Origin of the sequence: Numidum massiliense (assembly GCF_001375555.1) — a bacterium.
Taxonomy (GTDB): domain Bacteria; phylum Bacillota; class Bacilli; order Thermoactinomycetales; family Novibacillaceae; genus Numidum; species Numidum massiliense.
Genome location: NZ_CTDZ01000009.1, coordinates 1,330,002 through 1,355,870, shown reverse-complemented (window position 1 = coordinate 1,355,870; position 25,869 = coordinate 1,330,002). Strand labels below are relative to the sequence as shown.

Annotated in this window: 25 protein-coding genes; 8 read left to right on the top strand and 17 right to left on the bottom strand. The window is 49.1% G+C overall.

Annotated elements, in window-relative coordinates:
* Positions 1-102: 102 nt before the first annotated feature.
* Positions 103-1,260, bottom strand: a complete 1,158-nt coding sequence (gene sat / locus BN1247_RS06905; protein ID WP_054949724.1) for a sulfate adenylyltransferase — start codon at positions 1,258-1,260, stop codon at positions 103-105.
* A gap of 235 nt (positions 1,261-1,495) precedes the next feature.
* Between sat and BN1247_RS17645 the strand changes: the two genes are divergently transcribed.
* The gene (locus tag BN1247_RS17645; protein ID WP_157360852.1) at positions 1,496-1,669 is read left to right on the top strand and encodes a hypothetical protein; all 174 of its coding nucleotides are present in this window, start codon (positions 1,496-1,498) and stop codon (positions 1,667-1,669) included.
* Positions 1,670-1,891: 222 nt separating this feature from the next.
* Here BN1247_RS17645 and BN1247_RS06900 read toward each other — a convergent pair whose 3' ends face one another.
* Positions 1,892-2,677 carry an N-acetylmuramoyl-L-alanine amidase gene (locus BN1247_RS06900; protein ID WP_074011071.1) on the bottom strand — a complete coding sequence of 262 codons (786 nt, stop codon included), beginning with the start codon at positions 2,675-2,677 and terminating at the stop codon, positions 1,892-1,894.
* 263 nt (positions 2,678-2,940) lie between these two features.
* Here BN1247_RS06900 and BN1247_RS06895 point away from each other — a divergent pair, with 263 nt between their 5' ends.
* Complete coding sequence (locus BN1247_RS06895) at positions 2,941-3,912, top strand: S8 family peptidase (RefSeq protein WP_054949723.1); 972 nt, start codon at positions 2,941-2,943, stop codon at positions 3,910-3,912.
* A gap of 67 nt (positions 3,913-3,979) precedes the next feature.
* Here the strand turns inward: BN1247_RS06895 and BN1247_RS06890 are convergent, their stop codons facing one another.
* The 8 genes from BN1247_RS06890 to BN1247_RS06860 form a co-directional block, all read right to left on the bottom strand.
* Positions 3,980-4,729 (bottom strand): sulfotransferase family protein, encoded by a 750-nt coding sequence (locus BN1247_RS06890; protein ID WP_054949722.1) that lies wholly within the window; start codon positions 4,727-4,729, stop codon positions 3,980-3,982.
* Between the two features lie 112 nt (positions 4,730-4,841).
* Positions 4,842-5,903 (bottom strand): CotS family spore coat protein, encoded by a 1,062-nt coding sequence (locus BN1247_RS06885; protein ID WP_054949721.1) that lies wholly within the window; start codon positions 5,901-5,903, stop codon positions 4,842-4,844.
* A 111-nt stretch (positions 5,904-6,014) separates the two neighbouring features.
* The gene (locus BN1247_RS06880) at positions 6,015-7,673 is read right to left on the bottom strand and encodes a glycosyltransferase family 4 protein (protein WP_074011070.1); all 1,659 of its coding nucleotides are present in this window, start codon (positions 7,671-7,673) and stop codon (positions 6,015-6,017) included.
* Positions 7,670-8,626: an NAD-dependent epimerase/dehydratase family protein gene (locus BN1247_RS06875; RefSeq protein ID WP_054949720.1), complete on the bottom strand. Its 957-nt coding sequence runs from the start codon at positions 8,624-8,626 to the stop codon at positions 7,670-7,672. The genes BN1247_RS06880 and BN1247_RS06875 overlap by 4 nt, the downstream gene beginning before the upstream one ends.
* A gap of 108 nt (positions 8,627-8,734) precedes the next feature.
* Positions 8,735-9,514, bottom strand: coding sequence for a nucleotide sugar dehydrogenase (locus BN1247_RS18500; RefSeq protein WP_315969687.1), 780 nt, complete (start codon positions 9,512-9,514; stop codon positions 8,735-8,737).
* Entirely contained in the window at positions 9,457-10,020 is a 564-nt protein-coding gene (locus tag BN1247_RS18495) for an NAD(P)-binding domain-containing protein (protein WP_315969591.1), read from the bottom strand. Before BN1247_RS18495 ends, BN1247_RS18500 begins: the two co-directional genes overlap by 58 nt.
* Entirely contained in the window at positions 10,021-11,091 is a 1,071-nt protein-coding gene (locus BN1247_RS06865; RefSeq protein ID WP_074011068.1) for a sugar phosphate nucleotidyltransferase, read from the bottom strand.
* Positions 11,092-11,461: 370 nt separating this feature from the next.
* Positions 11,462-12,376: a glycosyltransferase family protein gene (locus tag BN1247_RS06860; RefSeq protein WP_054949719.1), complete on the bottom strand. Its 915-nt coding sequence runs from the start codon at positions 12,374-12,376 to the stop codon at positions 11,462-11,464.
* A 289-nt stretch (positions 12,377-12,665) separates the two neighbouring features.
* On the opposite strand from BN1247_RS06860, the gene BN1247_RS06855 reads away from it, so the two are divergent.
* Positions 12,666-13,565, top strand: coding sequence for a glycosyltransferase family protein (locus BN1247_RS06855; RefSeq protein WP_054949718.1), 900 nt, complete (start codon positions 12,666-12,668; stop codon positions 13,563-13,565).
* A gap of 106 nt (positions 13,566-13,671) precedes the next feature.
* On the opposite strand, the gene BN1247_RS06850 is transcribed toward BN1247_RS06855, so the two are convergent.
* Positions 13,672-15,375, bottom strand: a complete 1,704-nt coding sequence (locus BN1247_RS06850) for a coiled-coil domain-containing protein (RefSeq protein WP_054949717.1) — start codon at positions 15,373-15,375, stop codon at positions 13,672-13,674.
* Between BN1247_RS06850 and BN1247_RS17955 the strand changes: the two genes are divergently transcribed.
* A complete protein-coding gene (locus BN1247_RS17955) occupies positions 15,358-15,522 on the top strand; it encodes a hypothetical protein (RefSeq protein WP_187119738.1) in 165 nt (54 codons plus the stop codon). The two genes, BN1247_RS06850 and BN1247_RS17955, sit on opposite strands and share 18 nt — an antisense overlap.
* Here the strand turns inward: BN1247_RS17955 and BN1247_RS06845 are convergent.
* The 5 genes from BN1247_RS06845 to BN1247_RS17640 form a co-directional block, all read right to left on the bottom strand.
* Positions 15,519-16,448 carry a coiled-coil domain-containing protein gene (locus BN1247_RS06845; protein ID WP_054949716.1) on the bottom strand — a complete coding sequence of 310 codons (930 nt, stop codon included), beginning with the start codon at positions 16,446-16,448 and terminating at the stop codon, positions 15,519-15,521. The genes BN1247_RS17955 and BN1247_RS06845 overlap by 4 nt on opposite strands.
* 153 nt (positions 16,449-16,601) lie before the next feature.
* Positions 16,602-17,594 (bottom strand): CgeB family protein, encoded by a 993-nt coding sequence (locus BN1247_RS06840; protein WP_054949715.1) that lies wholly within the window; start codon positions 17,592-17,594, stop codon positions 16,602-16,604.
* 121 nt (positions 17,595-17,715) lie between these two features.
* Positions 17,716-18,726: a CgeB family protein gene (locus BN1247_RS06835; protein ID WP_054949714.1), complete on the bottom strand. Its 1,011-nt coding sequence runs from the start codon at positions 18,724-18,726 to the stop codon at positions 17,716-17,718.
* A gap of 130 nt (positions 18,727-18,856) precedes the next feature.
* The gene (locus BN1247_RS06830; protein ID WP_054949713.1) at positions 18,857-19,873 is read right to left on the bottom strand and encodes a CgeB family protein; all 1,017 of its coding nucleotides are present in this window, start codon (positions 19,871-19,873) and stop codon (positions 18,857-18,859) included.
* Between the two features lie 23 nt (positions 19,874-19,896).
* On the bottom strand, positions 19,897-20,739 hold the full coding sequence (locus tag BN1247_RS17640; protein ID WP_147675199.1) for a sulfotransferase family protein: 843 nt from the start codon (positions 20,737-20,739) through the stop codon (positions 19,897-19,899).
* Positions 20,740-20,947: 208 nt separating this feature from the next.
* Here BN1247_RS17640 and BN1247_RS06820 point away from each other — a divergent pair, with 208 nt between their 5' ends.
* The gene (locus tag BN1247_RS06820; protein WP_197278546.1) at positions 20,948-21,751 is read left to right on the top strand and encodes a sulfotransferase domain-containing protein; all 804 of its coding nucleotides are present in this window, start codon (positions 20,948-20,950) and stop codon (positions 21,749-21,751) included.
* Positions 21,748-22,533, top strand: coding sequence for a PHP domain-containing protein (locus BN1247_RS06815; RefSeq protein ID WP_054949711.1), 786 nt, complete (start codon positions 21,748-21,750; stop codon positions 22,531-22,533). The genes BN1247_RS06820 and BN1247_RS06815 overlap by 4 nt, the downstream gene beginning before the upstream one ends.
* 102 nt (positions 22,534-22,635) lie before the next feature.
* Here BN1247_RS06815 and BN1247_RS06810 read toward each other — a convergent pair whose 3' ends face one another.
* Positions 22,636-23,661 (bottom strand): CgeB family protein, encoded by a 1,026-nt coding sequence (locus tag BN1247_RS06810; RefSeq protein ID WP_054949710.1) that lies wholly within the window; start codon positions 23,659-23,661, stop codon positions 22,636-22,638.
* A gap of 227 nt (positions 23,662-23,888) precedes the next feature.
* Between BN1247_RS06810 and BN1247_RS06805 the strand changes: the two genes are divergently transcribed.
* Positions 23,889-25,232 (top strand): sulfatase family protein, encoded by a 1,344-nt coding sequence (locus BN1247_RS06805; protein WP_054949709.1) that lies wholly within the window; start codon positions 23,889-23,891, stop codon positions 25,230-25,232.
* 192 nt (positions 25,233-25,424) lie between these two features.
* Positions 25,425-25,787 (top strand): DUF1516 family protein, encoded by a 363-nt coding sequence (locus tag BN1247_RS06800; RefSeq protein WP_054949708.1) that lies wholly within the window; start codon positions 25,425-25,427, stop codon positions 25,785-25,787.
* The last annotated feature ends 82 nt before the right edge of the window (positions 25,788-25,869 follow it).

Here is a 25,869-nt window from a genome sequence, read left to right as displayed (position 1 = left end):
CTACTAACAGTCATCCCACGTTTTCATTCGTCTTTATGAGTGGTAGAACAAGTAATATGGGGGAACTGGAAATGAAAAAGCGGATACGGCAGCAGGATGTATTTACTCTCCTGGCTGCCGATACCCTTTGATTAAAATTTTTACCACTTCGGGGCGGCTAAACTCGGTCGGGGGCATTTTTCCCATTTGCAACATACGCCGCACTTTCGTCCCGGATAAGATGACTCGCTCTTCTTCCTTGTGTGGGCACGTTTTTTCCGAAGCCATTCCCGCGCATTTCAGGCAGTAAAAGCTGTTTTCGAAACACATCGGTTCGATCCCGATTTCGTCTGCGCGAAACGTGCGAAAAATGTGTTGCGAATCGTATGTGCCGTAATAATTCCCCACGCCGGCGTGATCTCTCCCGACGATAAAGCGCGTACACCCGTAATTTTTTCGTACTAAGGCATGAAAGACCGCCTCCCGCGGCCCCGCGTAGCGCATCGCTGCCGGATAGACGCCGAGGATCACTCGATCCGCCGGATAATAATTGTTGAGCAACGCTTCATAACTCCTCATCCTGACGGAGGCTGGGATATCGCCCACTTTCGTCTCGCCGATTAACGGTTGAATAAACAACCCGTCAACCGTCTCGAGAGCCGTTTTTTGAATGTACTCGTGTGCGCGGTGAATCGGATTTCTCGTTTGAAAGCCGACGACTTGTCCCCAACCGCGCGCTTGAAACATCGCCCGCGTTTCGCGCGGGGTAAAATTGTACGCCGGAAAACGATGCGGTTGCCGCTCTAACAGCGTAATAGGTCCCCCTAAATATGTGTTTGGCTGTGAAAGCAGTCGTTTCACCCCAGGGTGATTGCAGTCCCTCGTACCGTAAACACGGGTTGCTTCGCGTTCTTTGTCCGGTCGATAGCGATCGTCGACTTGCAAAATTGCGACGGGTACACCTCCGTAAACGAGACACACTTTCTCGCCTAACTGCAACCCAGACGCTACATCGTCGGCCACAGCAAGGGTGATCGGGATCGTCCACACGTCCCCGCTCACTAAGCGCATGTCGTTAACGACACTTACATAGTCTCTCTCCGGTAAAAAGCCGGTGAGCGGCGAAAAAGCGCCGATGCCGATACACTCCAAATCGGCATACGTCCACGCGTCAATCGTCAGCCGTTTGTACTTGTTCGCTTCTCCTAAAAGCGTACGTTTCATATCTTTCGAAGCTAACCGGTCGATTAATTGTCCCCCGTGTGGGACGATGTGTGTCATCATCTTCCTCCTCATTAAAACAGGTAGGTAAACTCCTGTTATATCGTATGTCACACGCAATCAAATGTGTGATAAACGGTATGTCATAAGCACATATCGTCTTTTTTGAGGGCACCGTATTTTTGTACATATAATCCGCGAAAGCCACGGTAGTAGACGTCCAATCCGTTTATGTTAGATAGCATAAGATTTAGTATGCCGTTAATTTACCTACGTCGTAAGAGAGGTGAGAAATATGGATACGAAAAAAAAGCGCCGCAAAAAAAGGCGCACCGCGAAAAAGCAAGCGACACACACGACAACAAAAACGAGACGCGGAAAAGCGAACCAAAGATGTGAATCACAAGAACAGCCGTTAGAGGCATCCGAGCAGATGACACCTAGCGAAGAAACCGATACGGACGTATAAACACTTGGTGAAGTAGATGTAAAAAGACCTAGATCGGAAAAGACTTCCAATTTTTTAAGTGACATTAGCGTTATAAATGTTGTCGATCGGTCCAATAATGTCTAACCGCGACATTATTGGACCTGTACCATTCATCGGCGGTATAGACTGCTGCGGCTTAGCCACCAATCGATAACACATCGCACGACACCCATCATTTACTCGTACCACTCAATAGTTCTATTACTCCAATATGAAAGCGTCTGTGACGCCAGTTTTTTGCACTTCCCGCAGCCGTGCTTCGGCATTGCTTCGATCGCGAAAAGCACCAGCTTGCACGCGGTACCATTTCTCACCGGAAATCGTCACTTCGACCACGAACGATGAAATGCCGTGTTTTTGCAAATGTTGTACCCGGTCGAGCGCGTTTTGTTTATTTTTAAAAGATCCGGCAATCACTTTGTACATCTTTGGATTCGCTGGGGCTAACGAGAGGGCACGGGCGAGGCCTTCGCCGATCGCGTTAGCCAGATCAGCGATAAACGTATGGTTATTCAACAGGTTTAAGTCTTCCGTCGTGTCGATGAATAAGTTTTCCAATAAGATCGCTGGCATCGTCGTCTCGCGCAACACGTGAAAATTATCCCGCTTTTTGCCTCGATCGCGTACTCCGTATTTGCCAGATAGAACGCTCATGACGTATTGGTGAATCGTTTGTTGCGCTTGGATCGTGGCGTTATTAACTGTGCCATTGTAAATGAAACTTTCCCACCCTGTCCCCCGACCCGAGTTGATGTGGATGGAACAGAAGTAATCCGCCCGCTCCCGGTTTGCAAAGTTGCTCCGTTCGGGCAATGAGACAGTTTTGTCGGTCGTCCGTGTCATGAGCACCGTTGCTCGGTAGCGACTCTGTAAATAATCGCGCACCTTAAGTGCAATCGCCAGTGTGAATGTTTTCTCCTGGTGACTACCGTTTGTCGCCCCCGGATCTGTACCGCCGTGCCCGGGGTCAATCACGATTTTCGTCATTGCTTTTTCTCCCCTTTTCATTCTTTTTGAGAACTTTACCCTCTGCAAAAATTGGTTCGACCCTTTTTGAACGTGATTAAAACTAGATAAATCCGTTGATCACTGCTAGTTCTTGTCGTTTCCATTTTCTAATATTATATGAAGGTATCCGGAATTTTATATCCCTTTCTTCGCCCCTTTTACAAAAAAATAGTTGACAATGCGAGCTTCGTCCAATCTCTTCTATTAATTACCTCATACACTACCAATAAGAGGTGATGCATATGAGGTACAATCTTTCTAACAAACAACTGGTACACATCGTGGCCGATCCACACATTGCCGCGTTTGAATGCGATCGCCCAGTTTCGCTTCCATCTCCGAAAATAAAAACAGTACTCTCCTACGGATTACTTAAAACAAAAAAAAAGGCCCACGGCCAATGGACGACTTGGAACATCGCCCGTGTCCTGGGTGGGCGGATGCGTCCGAACAAAGGCGAGCGCATTCGCATCGGTGTGATTGATACTGGCATTGACCTTAATCACCCGGATTTACGGGTCAACATAAAGGGAGGCATCAACCTTTTATACCCGTCCAAACCACCGCAAGACGACAACGGACACGGCACACACGTCGCCGGCATTATCGGTGCTTACAACCATCCGGTAGGCGTCGCTCCCGCTGTATCCCTTTATGCAATTAAAGTGTTAAACGAAAGAGGTACAGGCACTTTAGCGACGCTCATCAAAGGGATTGAGTGGGCCATCCGCAACCGTATGGACATCATCAATATTAGTGTTAGCGGCGGCAAAGTAGTTCCCCCCATCCTTTCGAGAACGATCGCGGCAGCGGTGAATCGTGGGATGATCGTCGTCGCAGCGGCGGGCAACTCGGGTACGGTGTCGGGACGAGGCGATACCGTCGTCATTCCCGGCCGACTGCCGACAGTGATTGCCGTAGCAGCGCTCGATTACAAAAATGCGCGCGCCCCTTTTTCTGCGACCGGCCCTGCCGTCGATCTTGCCGCGCCAGGAGTGAACATTTTAAGTACGTACACTGGAAGTCGCTACGCCATATTGAGCGGGACGTCAATGGCTGCTCCTCATGTCACTGGCGCTGCCGCCATTTTAAAACGGACCTACCCGACAGCGTCGGTGGCCCTCGTTAAAAAAGTATTACAAGCTCGCGCAATCGACTTGCTCCCCCGCTGCAAAGATCCCTGGACAGGTTCTGGACTCGTACAAGTGCGCTGAATGCTTTCTTGCTTTCCTATGGGTGAATGCGTCAGTCACGCAGTAAGTGGTGATGACACTCACCCTATTACTGTTTGACGTCAAAACCTAATTTCCGTACAGCGTCAATTTGACGTTGCTCAATCACGCGCAAGTCGTGCTGTTTATACCGACCGATCGAATTCGGCGCTTTGACTAGCTTACATAAGTTTTCGATGTTGACGCGTGGACGATCGACTTCTACGAAGGCGACGATTTCCTTGATGACGCGCTCGGGGTTGTGGCACAAGTCGTCGTATTTTACGATCAAAAAGCGCTCACCTAACAGCTTGTTGCCGCGCTGAATCGCTTTATTGTTAGAAGTGATCCAGTAGTCGAGAGCTCTTGCTGGCGCGTCATCCTTCGTCTTCGGCGCGTTCACATTGTACAGTTTACCCCAAAGTTGTAGTTGCTTTTTATTACCGCTAAACGCCATATCCAACCCGTGTCTAATGACGTGAATGTACTTCAACTCAGGGAAGTAATTGTTTAAGTATGGCAAATAAATATGGGTGACAGGGTTTTTCCATCCCCACCCGACATAGGACGACCGATCTAAACGGGCGATGTCCATTTCCTGTTCAAACGTTTGCAACGCCTGATAGATCGCTTGAGCATTCTGCTTTGCTTGCCGCTTAAACCATTTGGGTCTGCGGAACAGCGTGGCAAACTGTTTATTGTCGTTAGCGGTGTTTAAGTTTCCCATATAAAAACCGAGTGCCTTTAACACTTCGGCAACGACTCGCGTCCCGCTTCCCCCTACCCCCCCGACGACGACAGGCCCTTTCAATTGAGTCATCTTGAGCATCTCCCCTACACAATATACCGTATTGTATTCAGCGCCGCTGGAACGCGTATGGACGATCGACGAGGCGCAAAAAAAACAACAAAAAGGTCAGCGGCTGTCGTACTCATCCGCTGACCTTTTTGACGATTTTCTTCCACTTTGCGAGCACCGCCTCTTTCTGTGTTTCGATCTTGACGATCATTTCTAACTTCTCGACGATCTTAGCCATACCCCAATCCGTCGCTCTGAGGTTATAGTATTTACTCCCGATGCCGTAAAATAAATTCGGAAAGAGCACATCGGCGTACAGTACGTCGTATTCATCGGCAGTTAACGGGTGGATCTCTTGGTAAGCCGCTAACATGTGGATCGTTCGCTCGAGATCCCAATCGTGTTTCTTCATAACTTTATTGAGGATTTTCCTTAAATCTCTTGCGGGGACATCGATCGTAATGCTATCCATATCAAAAGCGACGACGCCTTTCTTTGTGAGCAGCAAGTTGCCTTCCGCGTAATCTTGGTGGCAGAGGTTGCCGGTCTCTTTTACTTTCTCAACCCATTCCTCGTAAACCGGGCTGCGGATGATTTCTAGCGTGCGCCGCCCTTGTTCAATGAAGTGATCTACGGCAGAAAGGAACTTCTTTGAAAACGAGCCGCTGTCGCTGCCGGCCAAAATCTTGTACTGCTCTAACTTATCTAGCTTTTTTAGATACGACTTTTCCCACAATCCGAGGTGACTGCGTATACGCGATTCAGGAGGCGGCGAGAAATGCCGCGATCCCTTATGAAACAGAGCCAATCCTTGCATCATTGCCTTTAGATCGTGCGGCGATTCATAATTAAGGCGCGAACCAGTCACATATTTTGTCATCACATACAAATTCTCGTTAGCCGCCGCGTAGTCGCTCCCTGAAGAGGTTAAGATCACATCGGGAACGAGGACATTGTTGGCAAGCAAATGGCGGGTTGCTGCGTTAATAAAAATTAATCGATTTTCGAGCGCAGGCGATTTTTTTAAGATCATCGACCCTTTTGTCGTGACAATCTCCCAAACCGCTTTTTTCCCTTTATCCGATATGAGATTTATTGCTTTAATTTTTAAAGGGTACGCCTGCAAGACTTCCGCAAGGTGTCGCTGTTCATCTATCGGGTCGGTGCGCTTCGGTCGTTTCGTATGCTTAGTCATATCGCTTTTCCCTCACTTATCATCACTTACAAAACTTCGCTACAGATCAAACAGATAAAACGGTGAAACGGACAGAGGTGTGTCACATTGCTAGTGTTTGCCGACGATTGTTTACTGTTTGCTCATGTCGCGGATCGCTCTCAGTGACGCTTCGATACGCTTTTGTAAAGCGTCCAACCTCTCGCGTGAATCCGAGTAAGTACTCTTCGACTGCTTCAGGTGATCACTGTTCGTATAGCGATTATCTTTTGTTCCTCTGGCCGCGGTTTCGCCTTCTTTTTTTTTACCCCATCCTCTTTTTCCATAAGGAGGATTGTTTCTATTACGGTGATGCAGTTTTTCAACAGCGGGAGTTGCTCTCTTCCGCGAAAGAGGCTTATTTCTTTTACGCTGATGCGGTTTTTCGACGGCGGGAGTTGCTCGACGCGACTCATTCTTCCGCGAAGAAGGCTTATTTCTTTTATGGTGATGCGTTTTTTCGACGGCGGGAATTTCTCCACGCGACTCATTCTTCCGCGAAGAAGGTTTATTTCCTTTGCGGTCATGCGATTTTTGGTCAGAAGGAGCTTTTTCGATCGACTCATACATTTTATACACGGATAACAGAGAACCCGCCTTTGTTTTTTTAACACGAGCTCCTATCGCATCGACATAAACATCTTCCAACCGCTTAGCGACGTGCTCAAAATCAAAGTTACTTTCAATCAGTCTCCTCCCTTGTTCGGCGATCCGACGCGCTGTTTGCGGGTTTGAGAAGACGTGGTTGATCGCTGCGGCAAACGCGCGCGGATTGCTGTAATCGTCCACTAAAAACCCTGTTTCACCGTGCTTCACGATTTCGCCGTTCCCGCCGCGATTGGTCGTAATGACGGGAAGTCCGGCCGCCATTGCCTCATAATGCACTCTGGCCAACGGTTCTTGCCATTGGGAACTGCAAACGAAAACGTCTCCGAGTAGGAAATGAGACGGAATTTGACTAGCGGGCACATAATTGGTGAACTTAACCGCGTTCCCGAGTGGTCGCGCGAGTTCGTGGAGCGATCGGACATAATCGTTCACGCTGTCGTCACTAAACCACTTGCCACCGATAATGACGAGAACTGCATCCTCGTGCGTCTGGATCACGCGTTTCATTGCTTGAATTAAAACATCTGGACCTTTCACTTTGCTTAGGCGTCCCGTAAATAAAATGACCTTTTTATTTTCGATCCCGTACGAGCGCCTTAGCTCCTCGCGTACACGTTGCGCCTCGTCAGTCCAAATCGGTTTGTATTTGCGCAAATCGACGCCGGAATAAACTGTTCGCACTTTTTTTTCCGCGGAAGGAAACCGCGTGTTGATCGTCTCCCCAATATAATCGCTCACAGTCATGATTTGATTGACCATTTTGATCGTTGCCTGGCCTAGATCGTACTGTATTTTTTTCTCGGCGAACATTTCGTTGTGCAGGCTGATGACAAATCGACTGTTTGGCGCAACAGTTTTATACACGCGGACAGCAGCAGGACGGTTAAAGACGTGAATGACATCGAATGACCGCCTGCTTAACTTTTTAGCGACACAGGAAACATACTCCTCGCGGGGGAGGCGAATATAGTGAACGCCGTCCCGAATCTCTTCCTCAGGGAGATCCGGGTCGCTCACTGAAAAAATCGTTAGCTCGTGTTTTCGGCTAATGTACGGCGTTACGCCGTCGATTAATATTTGAATCGCCCCTCCGCGTATCGACGGAACAGGAAGCATGTTCGTACAAATAAAGGCGATTTTCATTGTTTTCCTCCGTTATATAGTTGATAAACATAAGAAATCTCTTTTTCCAAGCCGGTTTTTAAGTCTATTTTTGGCTCATAGTTTAGCAGCCGTTCGGCTTTCGCAATGTTGGCCCAAGTGTGTTTCGGCTCGCCGCGAGAAGTCGCGAGAAAGTCGAGAGAAGCTTTTTGTTGCATCAGATGTTCGATAAGCCGGATGACCTCTAAGACCGAAGCGCGCGCTTTTCCACCGACATTTATCGTTTGCCCAACCGCGTCATCGGCGTGTAACACGGCAGCGGTCGCTGCCACACAGTCACTAATATACGTAAAGTCTCGCGTCTGTTGTCCGTCGCCAAAAACGGTGATCGGTTTACTTTCCATCATTTGCATAATAAAGCGATGGAAGGCCATGTCGGAGCGCTGTCTCGGGCCAAAGACGGTAAAATAGCGCAGGACCACGGTGGGAACACCCTCATTTTCGCTATAGACGCGACATAAGTGTTCGCCAGTCAACTTACTGACCCCGTAAGGAGAAAGCGGAATTGTTGTGTCGTCTTCGGCAACCATTCCTTTTTTTTCTCCGTATACGGAAGAAGTCGATGCATAAATTAACTTATGAATCGGATGGTCCCGGCAAGCTTCTAATAGTTTCTGTGTCACAACGATATTGTTAGTGACATACGCGTGGAAATTCGGTCCCCAGCTGGCGCGTACACCCGGTATGCCCGCCAAGTGATAAACGACCTCTCCCCCGGTCAGTACGCGCTGCCAGTCGATCGTCAGTAAGTTTTGGTTATAAAAAGAAAAGCGCGGGTGACTCCTTAACCTATTTATATTCCGTTCCTTCATCCATCGTTCAGCCGAGTTAACAAATGCGTCAATCCCTATGACGATGTTCGCTTCCTCTTCCAGTAACCTTTCACATAGATGGGAGCCGATGAAACCGGCCGCACCGGTAACGATAATCTTCACTCGTAACACCTTACCTTACACTAAATTTGCGTTCACACGCTACGTACGACAGACCGTTAAAAACTTCCTATGGCACAGCGTGCGCATGCCGCCGTGCCGAGACGATTCTCACCCGATACCTCGATAGTAAAACCCTATCGCTCTCATCGCTTCGCCATCGAGCATATTGCGTCCGTCGAATACGTAAGCTGTTTCCATCGTTTTCCTAATTTTTTGCCAGTCTAGCTGTTCATATTGGGGCCATTCCGTACAGATGATGATCGCGTGCGCGTGCGCTGCCGTACGTTGCGCTGTATCGTGTTGTACGATGTTACTTGAGTGTAACGCTGGCGGCAGCTTAGCTACCGGGTCGTGCACGCTCACATAAGCGCCCTCAGCGAGTAACTTTTGGATGAGCAACAGTGCGCGAGACTCTCGCAAATCGTCTGTTCCCGGTTTAAAAGACAATCCGAATATAGCCAATCTTTTATGACGAAACGTTCTTAGTATTTTCCGTGCGTTCTCTAGAAAGTACACGTATTGTGTTTGATTGACGTGGATCGCTTTTTCTACTATCTCCACTGTGGCGTTATGTTGCTTAGCGACGTCCAATAAAGCTGCTGTATCCTTAGGGAAGCAAGAGCCGCCGAAGCCGATTCCTGCCCGTAAAAAGTGGGGACCAATACGGCGATCGAGTGCGACCCCTCGCGCGACTTCTTCAACCGATACGCCTAACTTTTCACATAACCTCGCGATTTCGTTTATAAAAGAAATTTTTGTGGCTAACAAGGCATTAGATGTGTACTTGATTAACTCGGCGGCGCGAGGTTTCGTGACGAGTACAGGACAGTTCATCCCGCGATAAATTTTTTTAAGTGTAACGGTTGCCCGTTCATCGGCACTCCCGATGACGACGCGATCGGGATGGAGCGCATCTTGAAGCGCACTCCCTTCGCGAAAAATTCCGGAACAGAAGCGACGCTGAAGGTGTGTTTCTGCTGTTGCGCAGCAGAAATCCACTGCGCGACTTTCTCCTGCGTGCCGACCGGTACTGTGCTTTTGATCGCGACAATTTTATCGCCGTTCATATAGCGCCCAATGTCGCGAGCCACTTGTTGAACACTATCTAAGTTGGCGCTGCCGTCAGGATTCTGCGGGGTACCGACGCAAAGGAAAATGACGTCATTTTCTGTCACTGCCCGTTCCGCGTCAGTCGTAAACGCAATCTTACCTGCCTGCAGTGCCGTCTTTAATAATTTTTCTAGCCCTTCTTCGTAAAAATAGAGTTTCCCTTGAGAGAGTGCCGCAATTTTCGCTGTATCGAGGTCTAGTCCTGTCACTTGGAACCCTTGCGCTGCAAAAACAACCCCCGTCGTTAAGCCGACATATCCCGTACCAATGACTAAAATGTTCATTTATTGCTCGCCACGCTTCGTTTTAGTAATGATGGACGTCTTATTGCCTAAGACGTATTCACTCACACATTCGTTGACGGATACGTTCGCTGTGCGCGTTTCCGCGTTGAGATGACGCAAAGTCGAATTGGCGCCAAACACGCTGTTTTTGATCGGGTGAGGAATATTTTGCAGCTCAACATTTTCGAGTACGATACTGTTTTCAATAACGCACTGTTCAATTTTGGCGTTGGCGGCTATGGAGACGTACGGGCCGATGACACTATTTTTCAGTTGACAACCTTTTCCAATACTTATGGGCGGAATGATTGTGCAACCTTCGGAAGTGTCATATCGGTCAGCTTGCCCGCCACTGGCAGCCGCATCGAGCATCCAACGGTTCGCTTCCAACCACCGTTCCACGGTTCCTACGTCGGAATACTTTTTGTTCGTTACGGAATACGTGACGGCGTGTCCTCGATCGATTAACCATTGTAAAGCGTCCGTTATTTCGTATTCTCCGCGATTGGAAGGGGCGATCGCGTGCACGGCGTGAAAAATGTTTTCGTCAAAAGCGTAAGCGCCGATCACTGCGAGGTCTGACTTCGGATGGCGTGGTTTTTCTTCCAGGCGAACGATTTTTTGCCCGACAATTTCTGCGATGCCGTAATCTTGTGGGGATCTCATTTTTGCTAATAGAATGGCAGCGTTATTTTTTGTAGCGGTTAGCGACTCTTTCAACGCTAACAAAGATTCTTGTATTAAATTATCACCTAGCAACAATAAAAAAGGGTCTCGATCGATAAACGCTTCCGCTTGTTTGACAGCGTCGGCGATGCCCCTTGGCTCGGCTTGCTCAATAAACGTAAATGTCACTCCTACATGCTCGCTGTCATCTAATCTTTCAACTAATTCTCTTTTGTGCGCGCGGTTGACGACAATGCCAATCTCGCGAATCCCTAGTTCTAACAACTGATCGATGCAGTTATAAAGCACAGGTCGGTTGGCGACGGGAAGCATCACTTTCGTTTGCGAAAACGACAACGGTTGAAGCCTTCTTCCTTTTCCTGCGCATAAGATTAATCCTTTCATTCACTTTAACCCTCCTGTTGCCTCAATTTATGATTAAAACTATGAAAATGGTACGGCGTATGGCACGCTTCTTTTTTGAAATAGACTAATTAGAAATAGACTAAAAAAAGCACCCGGTAATGGGTGCTAGTTACTGCGGATTTTCTCTGTTAGCATCAGTTACAGCGACCACGGAATCTGCGGAGACAGCGACGGATGCAGCGAATTTTGCGGCGGCAGCGATTCCGATCGTGGTTGTTGTTACGGCAGCGTCCCATTCACCTCACCTCCCTTTCGCTTTCTAATTCATTCTATGGAGTAGCGACGTCTTCGGTATAGTTATGCTACACGCCAGAGAGAAAAATGAGCATTTGCTAGGAAGGCATCCGACTTATGATGATGGTTTTTCTTTTTTTGCAGCGCTCTTTTCAGTGCCATAACGCGCAGTCGCTTCTTTGCGCTGCAATCTCGCTTGCCTGTTAAACGCGGCAATTCTGTCTTGCGCAGAGGGGCTTTTCGTCATATTTTTAATGAACCCAAACTTGTTGACCTTCCGATGGTAATGAATGATCACCGGATCGCATTGGACGACGTTACTATACGACTTGTTCGTGAGCGGAAAATTCATACTGAGTGGGAGTTTTTTAAATGGCACGGGGTGTTTTGCATAAGCTAGACTAAGCGACACTTGTTCGCAAAACAAATAGTGTTCACCGAGTAAACCTTTCTTTTTCGTAATGTCCACCGTATAGTCCTTCCAGATCGGATAGAACGATTGCACGATTGTCCGCGGAAAGATTAATACGCCGGCGTTGCAGTACCAGATGATCGGCCGTTTGTTCACGGCCGTTTCGAAGATGCGATTCGGCATCTTCATGTCGTAATGTTGAAACACTTTTAAAAAGACGTGATGCGGCACCGACTCTCCCATCGCCATCTCCGCTTGTAAATGTTTGCCGTCAATATATTTTGTCGGGTCTTGCACGATAATCGTATCGCAATCCAGTAACATCACGACATCGTAATTATCAATTTCGGGGATCTCGAAGAAACGTAACTTGTTGGAATGCGGATGGCGCTTACTAAAGCGCTTCACGATGCGCACACTTGCTCCCCATTCCTCAACCTTGGCCACGAACTGCGGGTCCGCTTGCTCGACGACACAGACGATCACATCGGCTGTATTGAGACTGCCGCCGAACCAGCGAATCGACTGTACCAATCGTAACGCTTGCGAGCGGTAACGCGTGTTGTTCTCCGTGACGCAACCGATTAATAAGCGACCAATCCCTCGTATGTGCCCCACAATACCCCTCCTTTCGGGCGTCAGTTACCCGGCGAAAAATAGAGTGGATCCGTGAGAGGATTTTTTTACTATACTTGTCTATTAATCTATGTACAGAAGTTAGATTTGCCACGGTTTTAAAGACTATTTTTTTGTAAATTCAACGTTTTGTACTAGTCTCGTATGCCAAAAGGTATGTACCGGAACGAGACAACGTTCATACAATAACAGTAAGTGAATCGTGTGCTAGAAAGGGGAATGTCATATAACACAACCAACTTCGGCTTTCGGGCGGTTGCTCATCGGATGCGTGGTCGACAACAAACCGAAATATCGCCAAGAAGCTTTGCGCTTAATTCAATCTATTCGCTGGTTCGCTGGCAGTCTCGCGAACGTAGACATCGTCGTCTGCTTAGTCGAGGGGAGCAACGCCCCATTTGTCGCTGCACTCGAGCGGTGGGAAGTTACCATTCGCACGGTCAAACGGTTCAGCCGCGCATATCCATACGCGAATAAATTGCGTTTCTTCGAATTACCGGAAATATACGCCTACGACACGGTCATGTTTTTAGATTGCGACACGCTCGTCATGCGCGACCCGTCCGCTTACATTTCCGGAGAAAACTTCCAAGCAAAAATAGAGAACCATCAATCGGTTCCCTTGACAACGTTTGAAGATATATTTATTTATTACAACCTGCCATTGCCGCCGTGCGACTATTTGACGGCAATCTCCGGTCAGCCGACGATATGGTATTGCAATACAGGTGTCCTAATCTTTCCTACTCCGCTGCTGCGCGACTTGTATCCGCGGTGGAAAAAGTATACACAAGACTTGATCGCGCATAAAGCGTTATTGATGGACAACGCCAAATTCCTCGAGCAGGTCACCCTTACGCTCGCTTATGCCGAAGCGCCGCTTCCTTTTGCGGAACTCCCGATCGCGATGAACTTTCCCCTACTTCGCAAGCGCACGCTGCGCACGCCGCAATCTCCCATCGTTCAGGCACACTGTGACTGTGACCCGGTGATTATTCATTACCGTCACCGCGTGAACGCGGACGGTAGCATCGCCAACGTCGCGAATAGCCCCTTCGTCCAAGCGCGCATCCATCGCTTTAACTACCGCTTACGAAACGATGAGTGGCTACTCATGTCGGACACAAATATTATGGGTAAGGTGAGACAAACGCGAACGGCGCTTGGGTAGTGGAAACAGAGCTGCACCCTGACATCGGAAAACATCCCGATCGACTGCGTCTATTAGAAGCAGAACGGGATGTTTTCGGGGCAGCTCTCATAGCATCGAAAGGGGGTTAGCGTTTACTCTTTTTCAAGTCTTTGCGAATGCGCTCTGTCTCCTTGAGTAGTTCCGCATAGTCCCTTTCCTTTTCCGCGAGGGATTCGCTGTATTCTTGTTTCAGGCCTTGTATTTGTTGCTGGTAGCCCTCGATCTCCTGTTTAAGTTCGTCGAGCTCGCGATCTTTAGCTTGTTGCGACTGCTGTTCTTCTTTCTCCAACTGTTCCCGAAGTTTGTTCTCCAAGTCACGCGTGTGCTGCAGCGCTTGTTCTATTTGTTCGATTCTCTCGATGAGTTTTTTATTCTCTGTGACGGTTTGTTGGAACTGTTGTTCGTATCTTTCTAGTTTATCGGTGATCTCATCCGGTTCCATCTTTTCTGGTGCGAAGTTTTGTTTGTTTTTCTCTTGTTTTTCCAAGGAAAGTCTATAAACTTTTTCCTTTTTCTCTAACTTGGTGAGCATCTCTACCTTTTCCGACTGCGCGCGCTCGTATTTTTGTTCGGCGGTTTGCAACTGTTCGGCGACACGCTGTTTTTCAGCGAGCAGTCTCTCCCTTTCTGCTTCAAGCAACTGGATATCGCGTTGCTGCTCTCTGAGGGCCTGCTCCTTCTCGTCTAACGCCCGGCGATGTTCGTCGACGTCCTCTTTCAGTTGCTGTAACGCCTGTTGGATGTCTTGGTTCAGCTCTTGTATGTTTAGCAGCATGTGCTCCTTTTCTTTTAACAGGCGTGTGTACTTCGCTTCGTTACTCACGAGTTGTTCGACGAGCTGCTCTTTTTCTTGTGCGGTGACAGCCGTTTTTTGCTGCTGCTCTTGTAATTGTTTTTCGATGCGTACCTTTTCTGCAGCCAGTTGCTCATATGCTGTTTCTTTAGCTTTTAGTTGCTCGGCGAGTTGCACTTTGGCTGTGCTTTCTGTATGATACTGTTCTTCTTGCTGGGCGAGCCGATCGGTCAACTGTTCTACTCGTTTGCTCAATTGTTCAATGCGATCCGTGAGCTGTTCAATCCTTTCCGTCAGCGCCTCTTTTTCTCCCGCAAGGCGCTTGTAGTTGCCCTGCTCTTCCTTTAGCTGAGCGTACACCTCTTGGTTCTCTGCTTGCGCCTGTTCTAACGTAAATTCAAACTTATGTTCACAAATTTGCAACTGTTCGTCTATACGCTGTTTTTCCTCTTGCCAAGCCACCTGTTCTTCTGTGAGTTGCTCGATGTAAAGTTGCCGCTGTGCAAGAGCTTGCTCTTTTTCCGCGAGCAATTGCGCGTATTCTGTCTCTTTTTCTACGAGTTGTTCGGCGAGTTGTTCTTTGGCTGTGTGCTCTGCACGGAACTGCTCTTCTTTCTGGGTAAGCTGATCGGTTAACTGTTTAAGCTGTTCTATCAGCTGGTCTTTTTCCACCGCTAATTGATCATGTTTAACTCGCGCTTCCTCCATCTGCTCGCTAACTGCTTTGAGTTCCGTTTGCGCTTGCTCGAGTGTTCGTTCGTAAATCTCTTTAGCAGCTTGCAGTTGTTCACCGATGCGCTCGTTTTCCGCTTGCCACGCCGCTTTTTCTTCTGTAAGCTGCTCGCGGTCGCGTTGCTGCTCTCCAATGATCTGTTCCTTCTCGCGTTGTAGCTGTGCGACAGTCTGCTCTTTTTCTGTTAGTCGCTCTCTATACTCCGCTTCGTTACTGGCAAGTAGCGAAGCGAGTCGCTCTTTTTCTTGCGCGACGGTCGCCACTTTTTGCTATTGCTGCTGCAACTGTTTGGCGATGTCTTCCTTTTCGGTCGTCAGCTGCACATACGCGTCTTCTTTCGCTTGAAGTTGCTCTGCCTGCTGCTCTCTTTCCTGCGCGATTTGGTCGTACGCAGCGTGCGCCTCCTTTAACTGATCGCCGATTGCTGTTTTTTCCGCTTGTGCTCGTTCGCGCGCTTGTGCGTTTGACGGAGCTCTGCCCTTAGTTGTTCGCTCAATGTTTCTTGTTGACGAAGTTGTTCCGTTAAATGCCTGTAGGCTGTTTCCTTAGCTTTTAGTTGCTCCGCCAGTTGTTCTTTCGCTGCGGACTGTGTGCGGTTTTGCGCGTCGCGCTCTGCGAGTCGTTCGTTCAAGTGATCTAATTGCGCCCTTAACGCCTCTATTTGTTCCGCTAGCTGTCCTCTTTCCGTCGCTACTCGTTCAAGATTCGCTAACGCTTCTTCTAACTGGACGCGCACCGCGCTCGTTTCCGCTCGCGCTCGCTCTAACGCTTCTCCGTATTGCTGTTCAGCGGTCTGTAACTGTTCGGCGTGACGTTCTATTTCTGCTTCAAGTGCCGCCTTCTCTTCCGCGAGTTGTGCAACGTCGCGTCGCTGCTGCTCGTACTCCTGCCGCTCCTCTGCACGCGTCCGCTGAACCTCTTGTTTAAATTCCCGTATTTTTACGTTTGCTTCCTTCTTTTCCGCTAATAATTGTGTGCACTTCGCCTCACTACTCGCGAGTTGTTCAGCGAGTCGTTCTTTTTCGAGCTGAAGAGTCGCGCCTTGTTGTCTCTCGACTTCCAGTTGTTCCAGAGCGTGCGCTTTCTCTTCCGCCAGTTGCTCGCACGCTGCTTCTTTTACTTGTAGTTGCTCTTGCATGCTGTTTATGAGTTCGTCTTTTGCGGCGACGTCTTCGCGGTACTTGTTCTCACAAAGTCGCAATTGCTCCTGAACGTGATTGTGATCGGTCGTCAATTGTTTGCATTTATCTTTCCATATGGATAGCTGTTCGTCTAGGAAGTCTTTTTGTTGAAGAAGCTTTTTGTATTTATCTCGCGTCAAGCGATTGTTTCTCACCCTTATGAACCTCCTTCGCCCAAAAATATCCAATATTGACGATAGACAAACAGGTTAGTATGTCCACATCGGCCTTCTCATGTGCATGTTATGCATAAAGCACCTTTAAAGTTAATCCATCCAGTTAGTCGGGGCTGTTCGCGCGACATCGTTTTATCGGCTCAGCGGCAGCACTTTTACTTCTAACGATCGTAACAGTTGCTGTAACCGGGCGACATACGTGTGGTCACTTAAGGTTCGCCTGTACGCCCGCTGTGCGATGCGCCTTCGTTCGTTGCCGTGCTGTAAATAGTAACCAATTTTCTGTTGTAAATCTTTGACGTGATGATAGCAGACCATTTCTCGACCGATTTCGTAAAATTGGGCGAAATCTTCCCGCGCGGTCGACAATTGAAAGGCGCGGCAAGCGGCGATATCGAACGTGCGGTTGTTCGGTGTGTGTGCAGGGATATTGTACGGATTTTTATCGATATCGTTAGCGTCTCGGTGAATATTGAGCACGATCTTTGCCCCGTTATAATATTTTAATACTTCTTGCGGCGGAATCGTCCGACTGACAATGTGTGCGTGCATTTTTTTGAACTGGGCGAGTCCTTCCCACCACTTACCGACAATGACAAAGTGCCTCTGCAACAGAAAAGGTGCCAGCCGGTTAAAAAATTTTATGCGCCCTGGCCAAGCGTTCCCGATAAAGCAAATGTCGGATACGTATTTTCTCGGCACTTCTGCTGGGTAGTAGTTCGCTGGATTAGTCGCTAACGCGAGGTGAATACACGGTTTGTTCCGCTGCTCATAAAACGACACGCAACTCGCCTCTTGCGTAACGACAAAATCGTAAAAGCGTACTTTTTGTTCGTAATTCGTTAAATTGTACGGGTCGTTTACGACCCATAGACCGATCGGCACCTTGGCGGCTCGCAATTGATGGATGAGCTGCGGCGAGTGCGTATCGTGGCCAAAGACGAGAATGACGTTCGGGCGAAATTGCACGAGTTTGCGCGCCAAAGACTGTTTGCCGTCTTTGAGCATCAAACTGTCAAAATGAAACTGTCGTTCTTTGCGTGCGAGCTGTTTAAACGCGCCGATAATATTCGGACTAAGGTGAGATAACGTCGTTTTGCCGGAAGACACGTAAAAGAGGCGCACAGGTCCCGTCCCCCTTCCCGTGGCGTATGGCAATTCGTGCGTTCCTTCTCGATAGCACCACTTGAGTTCCCCTTCCTGACACTCCTTTGCGTTTTCTAACGATCCTCGGGATATCGAGCGCTCAGTTTCTCTTCTTAACGACCGTCACCTCCAACTGTTTGACAAACTCGCGCAGTCGGTTGACATACGTGTGTTCGCGCATCGTCCGTTCGTAAGCGAGGGCTGCCACGCGCTTCCTTTCCTGTTCGTGGGCGAGATAATAGTTTATTTTTTGCTTTAAGTCGGCGATTCCATCGAAGCAGACGATTTCCTCATTAGGTGCATAAAAGTTTTTTATATCCCGACGCGCACTCGTCAGTTGAAATGCCCGGCACGCAGCGATGTCAAACGTGCGGTTGTTCGGCGTGTACGTCGGTAAATTGTAGCTGTTGCCGTTACGGTGTGTCTTCGGCACTGCGTCGTTGTTGTCGCGGTGTATGTTGAGGACAATTTTGGCGCCGTTGTAGTATTTGGCAACTTCGTCTGGCGGGATCGTCTCGTTGCGAATGTGCCGCTGCAACTGGGCATATTTTTTTAGCTGCTCCCACCAGCGCCCGACGATGACAAACTTTTTCTTTTGCAAAAAGGGTGCTAATTTGTCGAACAGCGCGAGCCTAACGGGTAGGGCGCTGCCGACAAAGCAAATGTCTGACTCGTATTTTTTCGCTACTGCGCGCGGGTAGTATTTTTCCGGGTTCACGGCGAGCGGCAAGTGTAGGGCCGGTTTTTTGTGCCGGCGATAAAACGGGACGCAACTCGCTTCTTGCGTCATGACGAAGTCAAAGGACCGCGCTTTTTGCTTGTGTTTTTTCAAATTGTGCGGGTCGTCGACGACAAACAGGCCGACGGGGATTCCTTTCGACTTCAACCGTTCGACAATCACAGGAGAAGAGGCCCCTTTAAAGGCAATGACGACATCGGGACGAAAAGAGTCGATCGTCGCCTGCAAGCGCTGCAGCGGCTCGCGGCGAGAAGAAACAGCTTTGAAAGCAAACGATGGGCGCTCTTTTTGGAGCTGCTGGAACGCGCTAATCATGTTCGGGTCTACTTCAGACAGCGTCTTAGATCCGGCGGCTATATATAGTAATCGCATAACATTCCTCCGTACCGTCAAAAACCGATCCTCTCTGCAACGCCTGTATGCTTTGCCACATCATATGGTGCGACTGCACGAGGTGCTATAGACGAAAGCGTTATTTTCCACAACGAGGACAGATGACGGCTCACCGATCAGCTTTCGTTGAGCCGTTACTGTTTGTTACAAAGATGCGTTCAAGTGCTCGCACGAACGGACGCAGCCGCTCGACGTACGTATGCTCCGCGATGGTGCGCCCGTAAGCTCTGGCGGCAATTGTTTCGCGCGCGTCGTCGTGTGCCAAATAATAGTCGATTTTCCGCTTTAACTCAGGCAAGTTTTTAAAAGAGACAATTTCTTTTTCTAGCTCGTAAAAGCGATTGAGATGGCGGCGGTGAGAAACGAGTTGAAACGCCTGGCACGCGGCAATGTCAAACGTACGGTTGTTCGGCGTAAAGGAAGGAATGCGCGTCGGATTGTCGCCGACGTCGTTGTCCGTACGGTGAATGTTGAGGACAATTTTCGCCCCGTTATAGTAGTAGGCGGCTTCTCGCGGCGCGATCGGATGGTTGACGATATGTCGTTTCAGTTGCTCGTAACGAGTGAGCCGCTCCCACCACCGGCCGATGAGGATGAACTTTTTTTGTAGCAAAAACGGTGCAAGGCGATCGATCACGCGGATGCGCTCCGGCAAGCCGCTGCCGACAAAACAAACGTCTGAACGATATTTTGCCGACACGCGCGCGGGAGCGTACTTTTTCGGGTTGACAGCTAGCGGAAGATATAAGCAGCGTTTGTTCTTTTGGCGGTAATGCGATAGGCAACTCGCCTCTTGGGTAACGACGAAGTGATATGGCTGAGCGAGGCGTTCGTGGATGCGGATGTTGTACGGGTCATCGACGACCCACAGCCCTAGCGGAATCCCGAACGTCCGCAAGTGGGAAACGATGGACGACGGCAGCCAGTAGCCCCGCGATACGAGAATAACGTCTGGTCGCTTGCACCGCACTTTTTCCGTAAGCCACTTAAGCGACTCTGCCTTGTAATGAAAGACGTCGCATTGAAACCGACCCATTTCTTGGCTCAGTTGACGAAACGCGTCAATCATGTTTGGATCGAGATGGGAGAGCGACGTTCTCCCGGAAGTGATAAATAACAGCCGCACGGACGACCCCTCCCCTCCTTCGCTTATTTTTTAATGCGACTGTACAGTTTGCTGACATCGTGAGAAAAATCTTTCGAATCGAGAGTAGCGGCCGACTGTTCGACCTCCAGGCACAGACGATACGTCTTGACGACGAGATTAGGTACGTTTTTACCTTTTTCTAGTCGATCGATCGACGTTTTGCTGTGGCGCAAACACGGCTGTAAAAAGTTGTTCATCGTTCGCCGCAGGTGCTCTTCTCGGTGTGGCCAGCGAATGTGCAAGGCGTCCGTGACGTTGCGCAATTCCGTCTCCCAATTTTCCAAGAAGCGGTCGTAGTGTACGACGACGCGAGGTGTTCCCTCCGTTCTAACGAGCGAAGATAGCGTATATAAGGTCCAAATGTCGAGTGACTTTTTTATAGGGAATTTATTCCTTTTCCAAAGGGATGCTGCGACGTCAAGTGGATTGCGCACAATGATGATGTAACTTAGATCGACGTTTTGATCGGCTAAGACAGCTTTCCACAGCGGTAACAACAGACAAGTACGCGGATCTTTCCACCCCCAAAGAGGTTTTATCGCAAGTTTGCGCCGTACGAGGTGAGCGAGTTGTATACGCAGTGGACGGATGTCTCGATTATCCCACCATCTTTTCGGAAGAGGTTGCGTCGTATCCCATGACGTCGACAGCCTCTTTAATATTTTCTTATTTATTTCTACAACACCTTTATGCTCCCAAAATCCTTCGGGATTGCTTTGGGCCGGAGACAAAAGGTCGCGAGGCTGACCTAAATAGACTCCGAGCAAATTGATAGCACGAGTAATCATCGATGTCCCGCTGCGATGCATACCTAATATACAAATAGCCCTAGTTTTTTGTGCCATTAAAGCGTAGACCTCCCGACATCCCATTACTTAATCTTAAGTTATGTTCGCACTATAAAACTAGTGATAGGTCAATGTATTTAGGCATACCCAAAACGGTTATTTTCCCCGCCTAAAAGGATATTTCCCTAGTTGAACGTGCAATCGCCTGACAGACTGCCGACGTACAGTATAGTAATTTTAGTCTCCTTAAGATGGAGGATGACGCATGAATCAGACGATCCCCGATTTTCTCATCATCGGTGTACAAAAAGGAGGAACGACCTCCCTTTACCGTTATTTATCGCAACATCCGCGCATCGTACCTGCCCCCAAAAAAGAAATGCACTTTTTTGACTACCAGTTTAAAAAAGGGATGGATTGGTATCGAAAGCAGTTTAAAGTGCCGTCTAATAAAAACAAGCGACGAGTCTTGGCTGGCGAAGCGACTCCGTATTACATGGCGTATCCGCATACAGCTGCCAGAATAAAGGAAACCGCGCCGCACGTCAAATTGATCGTATTGCTACGAAACCCTGTCGACAGAGCGTATTCCCACTATTATCATGAAGTTAAGCGAAAACATGAGCCGCTCTCTTTTCGCGAAGCGATTACGCGTGAAAAGGAGCGCTTGCGCGGCGAAAGAAAAAGGATGGTTAACGATCACGACTACCAAAGCGTCAATTACCGGCGTTACTCTTATTTGCAGCGCGGGAAATACATCACGTTACTAAAGCCGTGGCTTGAGTTGTTTCCGCGCGAGCAATTTTTGTTTATTAAAAGTGAAACTTTCTTTTGTCGGCCGCAGGAAACGCTAGCAAAAGTGACATCCTTTCTTGGTTTGCCGAAATGCCGCTTTCGCACGGACAAAGTGCACCAAAAAGGAAACTACGAAGCGCCCCTCCCTCCGAACATAAAAAAGCAGCTACAGCGTTATTTTAAACCGTACAACGAGAAACTGTACGAAACACTAGGCATCGATTTCGGTTGGGATTCGTACGATGAACACGCGGATAGGGTGAATAAAAGATGAACATTATCGGCGGTTTGACACTTGGCACGTTCGATCTCCACTTGCACAGTACGGCTTCCGACGGCGTATACGCGCCGTCAGAGGTCGTACAATTAGCTAAAAAGGCGCGTGTACAGACGATCGCGCTCACAGACCACGATACGTTAGCTGGCGTTGACGAAGCGCGACGCGCCGGACGCGCACTCGGCGTCGACGTTGTCCCCGGAGTAGAAATTAGTACGACGTATAACGGGAGGAACGTCGACATCTTAGGTTACAACATGACGCGCGATCGCGAGTTGCACGAGGCGCTCGGCGAATTTCGCCGCTTTCGCGAAACGCGCGCACAGCAAATCATCGAAAAACTCGCGGCTCTTAACATGCCGCTCACCTCGTCTGAAGTAAAGGCGTTTAGTGGGGACGGCGTCGTCGCCCGCCCCCACATTGCGCAAGCACTCGTAAAAAAAGGATACGTTACCAGTGTACAGCAAGCGTTTGATACGTATTTAGGCGATGGAAAACCGGCGGCTGTCGCTAAGAAAGAAATGACGACAGCGGAAGGGATTCGCCTGATTCGCGAAGCGGGCGGCCAGGCCGTGTTAGCCCATCCCGTCTATATTGGCGATGAACAGTTGTTACACCGCCTGCTGCGCCTCGGCTTCGACGGCATTGAAGTGTGGCACCGCAACCACACCCCCCAACATACGCGCGCGTTCCTCCGTTTAGCAGAAATGTACGCGCTTTTCGTCACCGGCGGGTCTGACTTTCACCACGACGAACACCAGATCGGCAAGCTTTATTGAGGCACGTAAGGACGCCGCCTGTAAACGAAAGGGAGCAGGTGATTGCCAAACATGTAAAAGAACCCTCCTGCCACAACGCAGGTCGGGTTCTTTTTTCGCGCCTTACTCTCGCTCCCCTCTCCCTGTTTCGGCGAGTACGTAGGCGTTCAGATGTTCAATTAAATCGGTGAGCCGCTTTTTGTACGTATGATCAGTGCGCGCGCGGATCCAGCCGCGACTGGCGACGGCTGTGCGCTTCTCGGAATGCTGCAAGTAATAGTCGATTTTTTGCTGTAAGTCGCGCCAATCGTTAAAGGTGACGAGCTCCCCTCGTTTAAAATAGCGAAACGTTTCTTTGCGGTGCGAGGCGAGTTGAAAAGCGCCGCAAGCGGCAATTTCGAACGCGCGGTGGTTCGGCGTCACAGCTGGAACGTGGCGAACGTTCTCCCCCCGGTCGTTTGCGGTCCGATGAATATTGAGCACAATTTTCGCCCCGTTGTAATAGTTCGTCACTTCTGAAGGCGGTACGGGACGATTGAGGATGCACTGCTTAAGTGCACGGTACGTCCGCAACCTCTTCCACCATTGCCCGATAATGATCGTCTTTTTTTCTCGCAAAAAAGGGGCTAACTTATCGAACAAGGCGATCCGCGCGGGGAAGCCACTGCCGACAAAGCAAATATCTGACGTGTATTTTTTCGGTACGATCTTTTTCGCATAGTACTTCTGCGGGTCGACGGCAAGCGGCATGTGTAGGCTCACCTTTCCGCTCTGCCGGTAAACGGGTACACAACTCGCTTCTTGCGTCAGGACAAAATGATATGGTGCAGTAATTTTTTGATGCGTTTGTAGGCGGTACGGGTCATCGACTAACCAAACACCGATCCGGTAACCGCTTTGGCGGATGGCTTGCACGAGTGTGTAGGAAAAGCGGAAGCCTTTTAACACTAGCACGACGTCGGGGCGGAACGCGCGAATGCGTGGCAACAATTGGTTTAGAGGTTCTCGTTTCAGCAAAAACGTCTGTAGTTTAAACCCTGCGCGCTCCTTTTCTAATTGGCGAAACGCGCGAATAATGCTATCGTCTTCGGCTGTCAAAGTCGGACTGAAGGAAAACCCGCAGCCAGAAGAGATATAAAAAAGGCGCATGGCACTCCTCCTGTCTCTCTGTGTCTTCTATCTCATCCTATTCCCTGTCGTTTTTAGGAGTTCGCCGGCGAGGAAAAACCGTCATCTGACCACGCGGAATCGATCGCCATCGTTTCGCAGCTGTGTGGTGACGTGTTGAACGCCAGCTAAAATAGGTGCATACAATGCATGAGGGAAATGCCTAACAAATTGGGCATGTCGTATCTCTAATAGGCAGGTGACATGGAATGAATATTGTCTTGATTGCCCTAGACACGTTGCGCGCTGACCATATGAGCTGTTACGGTTACGGTCAACAGACGACACCACACATCGACGCGCTAGCGGCAAAAGGTGTGCTATTCGAAAATATGATCGCGGAAAACAACGTCACGCAAAGCTCGTTCGTCACGATGACAACTGGGAAAAACCCAATTGCGCACGGTGTCGTCAACATGAAGCCGCAAAAAATTAGTCATCGCCTCATCGCGCTTAGTCAAATTCTCAACCGCCACGGCTATACGACGGGCGCTGTCGATAACAACCACCGCTTAACGACGAAGGTCAACCGTTGGTTTGCCCGCGGGTACGATACGTATGTCGACCCCGGCAAACAGCGCAACATTCATTTTTTGGCGACAGCCGAGGACGTGAACAAACTAGCAATCCCGTGGTTAAAACGGCATCAAAACGAGAAGTTTTTCTTATTCCTCCACTATTGGGATCCTCATTTTCCGTATAACCCGCCGCAAGCTTGGCAAAAACTGTTCACCAAAGATGTGCCGCTGCGCATAGACGGCCCGGAGCTGAAAACAGTCATGCGCGAACCGCTCTACAGTTGGTTTGACAAATGGTCGAACAGCACAAACAACCCCGAGTACATTCGCGCCTTATACGATGCGGAAATTAACTACCTCGACGACAACATCGGACGGTTGCTCGGCGTGATGGATGAATTACACTTACTTGAAAATACACTGATCGCGATCGTCGCCGATCACGGCGAAAGCCTGGGGGAACACCACATTTATTTTGACCACCACGGGTTGTACGAGGCGACGGTGCACGTCCCGTTTATTCTCGCCCTTCCGGGCAAGCTTCCGCCCAATAAACGCGTGAAAGGTCTCGCACAACACGCCGACATTTTGCCCACAATTTTAGACATCGCTGGAATCAAATTGGGGAAATACGCCTTGCGCCTTGACGGAAAATCGCTCTTGCCACTCGTCCGCGGCGAGCGCAAGGAGTTGCGTCCGTTTACCCTCTCGTGTGAAGCCAACTGGCAGCTGAAGCGCGCGATCCGTACGCAGGAGTGGAAGTTAATCAAGTCGCTAGCTAAAGACGTGTACGGCAATCCGAAGTACGAGCTGTACGACTTAGCACGCGACCCAGGAGAAACACACAATCTCGCTAGGAAACAGCCGCAACTCGTCAAGCGCTTGAATCGGCAGCTGGAAGCGGAGGTCATGCGGTTACGGCGAAAACATAAGACCGGCGATCCGCTCGCCAGGGGGCAAAAAACACAGTTGCATCCGCTAACTGTCGCTGAAGAGGAGCGAGTGAAACAGCGGCTCAGTGACATGGGGTATTAATCGGTTCTGTTTATGTGACTATTATTCAACATTTTTGTTGTGATTGTTTCATATGACATAGCTTTCTATGTATAATGATGTTACGATATGGAAGGTGGATCATGCCGGAATGTAGAGGACCACTATACGACGATCAGACGTTCAATGGCAAGAAAAATAATTTAAACAATCGATCACAGGAGGAAAGAGTACATGTCTGGAGATTTGTTTTTAACCCTACATAAAAGCGGCTGGCTGCTCATGGTCATCATGTTCATCGTTTCTTACGCGTTGATCAAAAAAGACAGCCAGTCCGGTGCCAAAGTAACGTCTATGATTTTGCGCCTTTTATACTTAGTGATGCTAATTTCTGGTGCGGTTATGTTATACCGTTACAATTTCTCCTTCGTCTTTGTCATTAAAGGACTGTTAGCTGTTGTACTCATCGCGATCATGGAAGCGACGCTCGGACGCGTGAAACGACAACCCGGGGCAAAAATGGGTGTTCCGTGGCTCCTCTTTATTATCGTATTAGTACTCGTCGTATTAATCGGCTTTAAGGTGATTCAGTTTTAAATTCAACGGAGTTCGATTAAACTCACCCGTATGCTACAGGACGCATACGCAAGCAACCGTCGCCTAGGCACCCTCCCTAGGC

Bases quoted from the DNA above. Each gene is read 5' to 3' on its own strand.
- sat (WP_054949724.1), bottom strand. From the start codon at position 1,260: ATGACACACATCGTCCCACACGGGGGACAATTAATCGACCGGTTAGCT.
- BN1247_RS17645 (WP_157360852.1), top strand. From the start codon at position 1,496: ATGGATACGAAAAAAAAGCGCCGCAAAAAAAGGCGCACCGCGAAAAAG.
- BN1247_RS06900 (WP_074011071.1), bottom strand. From the start codon at position 2,677: ATGACGAAAATCGTGATTGACCCCGGGCACGGCGGTACAGATCCGGGG.
- BN1247_RS06895 (WP_054949723.1), top strand. From the start codon at position 2,941: ATGAGGTACAATCTTTCTAACAAACAACTGGTACACATCGTGGCCGAT.
- BN1247_RS06890 (WP_054949722.1), bottom strand. From the start codon at position 4,729: ATGACTCAATTGAAAGGGCCTGTCGTCGTCGGGGGGGTAGGGGGAAGC.
- BN1247_RS06885 (WP_054949721.1), bottom strand. From the start codon at position 5,903: ATGACTAAGCATACGAAACGACCGAAGCGCACCGACCCGATAGATGAA.
- BN1247_RS06880 (WP_074011070.1), bottom strand. From the start codon at position 7,673: ATGAAAATCGCCTTTATTTGTACGAACATGCTTCCTGTTCCGTCGATA.
- BN1247_RS18495 (WP_315969591.1), bottom strand. From the start codon at position 10,020: ATGAACATTTTAGTCATTGGTACGGGATATGTCGGCTTAACGACGGGG.
- BN1247_RS06865 (WP_074011068.1), bottom strand. From the start codon at position 11,091: ATGAAAGGATTAATCTTATGCGCAGGAAAAGGAAGAAGGCTTCAACCG.
- BN1247_RS06835 (WP_054949714.1), bottom strand. From the start codon at position 18,726: ATGCGATTACTATATATAGCCGCCGGATCTAAGACGCTGTCTGAAGTA.
- BN1247_RS17640 (WP_147675199.1), bottom strand. From the start codon at position 20,739: ATGGCACAAAAAACTAGGGCTATTTGTATATTAGGTATGCATCGCAGC.
- BN1247_RS06820 (WP_197278546.1), top strand. From the start codon at position 20,948: ATGAATCAGACGATCCCCGATTTTCTCATCATCGGTGTACAAAAAGGA.
- BN1247_RS06815 (WP_054949711.1), top strand. From the start codon at position 21,748: ATGAACATTATCGGCGGTTTGACACTTGGCACGTTCGATCTCCACTTG.
- BN1247_RS06810 (WP_054949710.1), bottom strand. From the start codon at position 23,661: ATGCGCCTTTTTTATATCTCTTCTGGCTGCGGGTTTTCCTTCAGTCCG.
- BN1247_RS06805 (WP_054949709.1), top strand. From the start codon at position 23,889: ATGAATATTGTCTTGATTGCCCTAGACACGTTGCGCGCTGACCATATG.
- BN1247_RS06800 (WP_054949708.1), top strand. From the start codon at position 25,425: ATGTCTGGAGATTTGTTTTTAACCCTACATAAAAGCGGCTGGCTGCTC.